The 3,193-nt window shown below is 57.6% G+C and carries 3 protein-coding genes; all 3 read left to right on the top strand.

Going from position 1 to position 3,193, the window contains the following annotated elements:
* A partial coding sequence (locus QNK41_RS08635; RefSeq protein WP_319255767.1) for an MlaA family lipoprotein occupies positions 1-437 on the top strand: 437 nt, incomplete at its 5' end.
* 36 nt (positions 438-473) lie between these two features.
* On the top strand, positions 474-1,310 hold the full coding sequence (locus QNK41_RS08630) for an MBL fold metallo-hydrolase (protein WP_319255765.1): 837 nt from the start codon (positions 474-476) through the stop codon (positions 1,308-1,310).
* A 362-nt stretch (positions 1,311-1,672) separates the two neighbouring features.
* A partial coding sequence (locus QNK41_RS08625) for an ExeA family protein (protein WP_319255763.1) occupies positions 1,673-3,193 on the top strand: 1,521 nt, incomplete at its 3' end.

The raw sequence follows: 3,193 nt of genomic DNA, 5'->3' as shown, positions 1-3,193 counted from the left end.
GGAGATCCGCAGAAGGCGAGTTCTGCCGGTTTGTGGTAAACAGCACGGCAGGGTGCCTGGGATTGTTCAACCTGGTAAGAGACAAACCGTCGTTCAACCCGCCCGAAGAGGATTTCGGCCAGACCCTGGGGTACTATGCCGTCGGCAACGGGATTTACATCATCTGGCCCCTGTTCGGTCCCTCGACCCTGCGCGATACGGTGGGCAGTATCGGGGATTGGGCCTTGAACCCGGTTTCGTTTATGCAGCTGATCAATGTGGATGCTGGGCAACTGACCTCCGGCACCACCAACGTGATCGCCTACGGTGTCAGAGTTGTCAACGATACCTCTTTTCGCATCGGCGATTACGAAACCCTGAAAAATGCCTCACTGGATCCTTATGAAGCCTTTCGCAACGCTTACATCCAGAATCGGCTCAGCAAGATCGCCGAATAGGGCGGCGGTCAACCGCCGTTTTTCGAAGAGCGCCTTATGTCAACGAAACTGACCATCCTGTGCGAAAATTCCGTGGGCCATCCCTTCGGCGTTGTGGGCGAGCATGGTTTTGCCTGTTTTATCGAAACCGATACCGGCAATGTGCTCTTCGACACCGGCCAGGGTATGGGCATCTGCGGCAATGCCGCTGTCCTGGACAAAAATCTGGCATCGATTCAGGCCATCGCCATCAGCCATGGCCATTACGACCACACTGGCGGACTGCCGCAGGTGCTCAAACAGACCGGCCCCGTACCTGTCTATGGCCATCCGGATATCTTCGTTTCACGCACCTGGTCCGACGGCAATGCCACGCGGTACATCGGCATGCGCCACCGGCGCGAATACCTCGAATCTCTAGGCGCCCAATTCCATCTGATTCGAAATCCGGTTGAAATCAGCGATCGGGTCCACTTGACCGGCGAAATTGCCAAAAACAACGACTTTGAAAAGCCGGATCCCAACATGACCCTGCATCCTGAAGGCGCCATGGCCATATGCCCGGACCCCATTGCCGACGACCTGTCCCTGGTGATCGATTCGGAAAAAGGCCTCATTTTGGTGTTGGGCTGTGCCCATGCCGGCATGATCAACATTTTCGACCATATTCTGGAGATGTTTCACCGGGACCGCATTTATGCGGTCGTCGGCGGGACGCACCTTGGCTTTTCCCAGCCCGCCCAGTTCGACGAGACGCTCAAGGCCATCGACCGATACGGAATCGAACGGATCGGTGTGTCTCACTGCACGGGGCTGGAAAAAGCGGCCGACCTCCGCGCGCGCTTAGGTGAGCGGTTCTTTTTCGGCTGTGTGGGTGCCCAACTGGAAGGCTGACGGCGGGCTCCTGGCCGCTTTGCTGTGTCCTTGGTGGCCCATTGACGAAGCCGCCGGCTATTGTGATCGTACTCCCCCGGCTTGCTCCGGATCGTGAACCGCGACAGCGAGCCCATTCCCCGCCGCTTGTCGAAGCGAAGCGGAGATCCCGCCATCGGGGTCGGAGTGAAGCAGAGATACCGAGCACCGGTGCGGCGGGGTTAGCGAGCGAACTGGAAATCGATTTTCATCCTTACGGTGCTGCGTAGCACTGCCGTTACAGGCAAAACATTCCCCGCGGTTTGTCGGAGCGAAGCAGAGATCCCGCTCATCGGGGCCGCAGGGAGGGTTCAATCCCATTAGCTGATAATTGGCATACGCCCATGTACAATCGTTTTTTTGGCTTTAAGGAGAGACCGTTCAAACTGGTACCCAACCCGGAGTACCTTTACCTGTCCCGGATTCATGAAGAGGTGCTGGCCCACTTGAACTATGCCGTGGGCTATGGCGAGGGATTCGTTGAGATCACCGGCGAAGTGGGTACCGGCAAGACGACCCTTTGTCGCATGTTCCTGGAAAGCCTGGACGAGAATACCGCAGCGGCCTACATCTTCAACCCCAAGCTCGACGCCCTTCAACTGCTCAAAGCCATCAACGACGAATTCGGCATCCCCTCGGACACAGAATCGATAAAAACCCTCATCGATCGCCTCAATGCCTTTCTCCTGGAGAAAAAAGCCCAGGGCAAGCGCGTGATCCTGCTCGTGGACGAAGCCCAGAACCTGAGCGCCGATGTGCTGGAGCAATTGAGGCTGCTCTCCAATATGGAAACCACCACCAGCAAACTGCTTCAAATTATTCTGGTCGGGCAGCCGGAGCTGGGAGAGCTGCTGGAGACCGACGCGCTTCGCCAGCTGAACCAGCGCATTACCCTGAGCTGCCACCTCACTCCCCTGAGTGCGTCAGAAATGCGGGAGTACATTCGCCATCGCATCCACATCGCTTCCCGAAAACCGGGATTGGCATTCACCGCAGGCGCCTACCGGTCCATCTTCAAACACTCCAACGGCGTCCCCCGGTTGATCAACATCGTCTGCGACCGGACCCTGCTTACCGCCTTTGCCATGGGCAAGCACCGCATCACCCACACCATCGTGCGGCGGGCCCTTCGTGAACTGGACGGGAAAAGAAAGCGTTCCGGCAAGCCGCAGTTTGTAAGGGAAAAACTGATCATCGGCCTACTGGTGGTCCTGGTGATTCTGGTGGCCGGGCTGGTTGTCGGCCAGACGATGTTGAACCGCACCCGCCGGATAGCCATTGCGCCGGTCGTTCACCATAAAATTGAAACAATGTTTTCTGAATCAGCAGCGGATCGTGCTCCGGAGGCTGCCGGAGAAACAAGTCCTGAGGTCGCACCGCTGACTTCGGAACCTCAACCCCTCGCAGCGGAAACTTCAACCACACCGGTCGCACCGCTGACTTCGGAACCTCAACCCCTCCCAGCGGAAACTTCAACCACACCGGTCGTGCCGCCAACTCCGGAACCCGCACTCACCGTAGCAGAACCCTCAACCGAGCCGCCGGCAGCCATGACAGCCACGATTGATTCGGCACTGTCGGCACCGGTCCGCGACCTTGGACACATGATCGTGTCCACGGCGGCCATGAACTCACGCAATGGTGCGCTGACGGCCGTTTTGAGGAAATGGAATCTGCAACGCTCCCTGAGGATCGGGCCGGTGGATGTTGTGGACAGCGACACCTTTTTTCGTCTTTCCGCCCGGCACAGCGATATGGAAGTCTTTCGCATTAAGGGCAATCTAAGGCTGATAAAAAAGTTGAACCTGCCGGCTATATTGGAATTTGCCCCTCCGGACGGCAGCGGTGTTCGGTTTATGGCCTTG

Source organism: Desulfosarcina sp., assembly GCF_033791525.1.
In the GTDB taxonomy this organism is placed as follows: domain Bacteria; phylum Desulfobacterota; class Desulfobacteria; order Desulfobacterales; family Desulfosarcinaceae; genus Desulfosarcina.
Note: the sequence above shows the minus strand (reverse complement) of the source record. Positions and strands in the feature narration are given on the sequence as shown.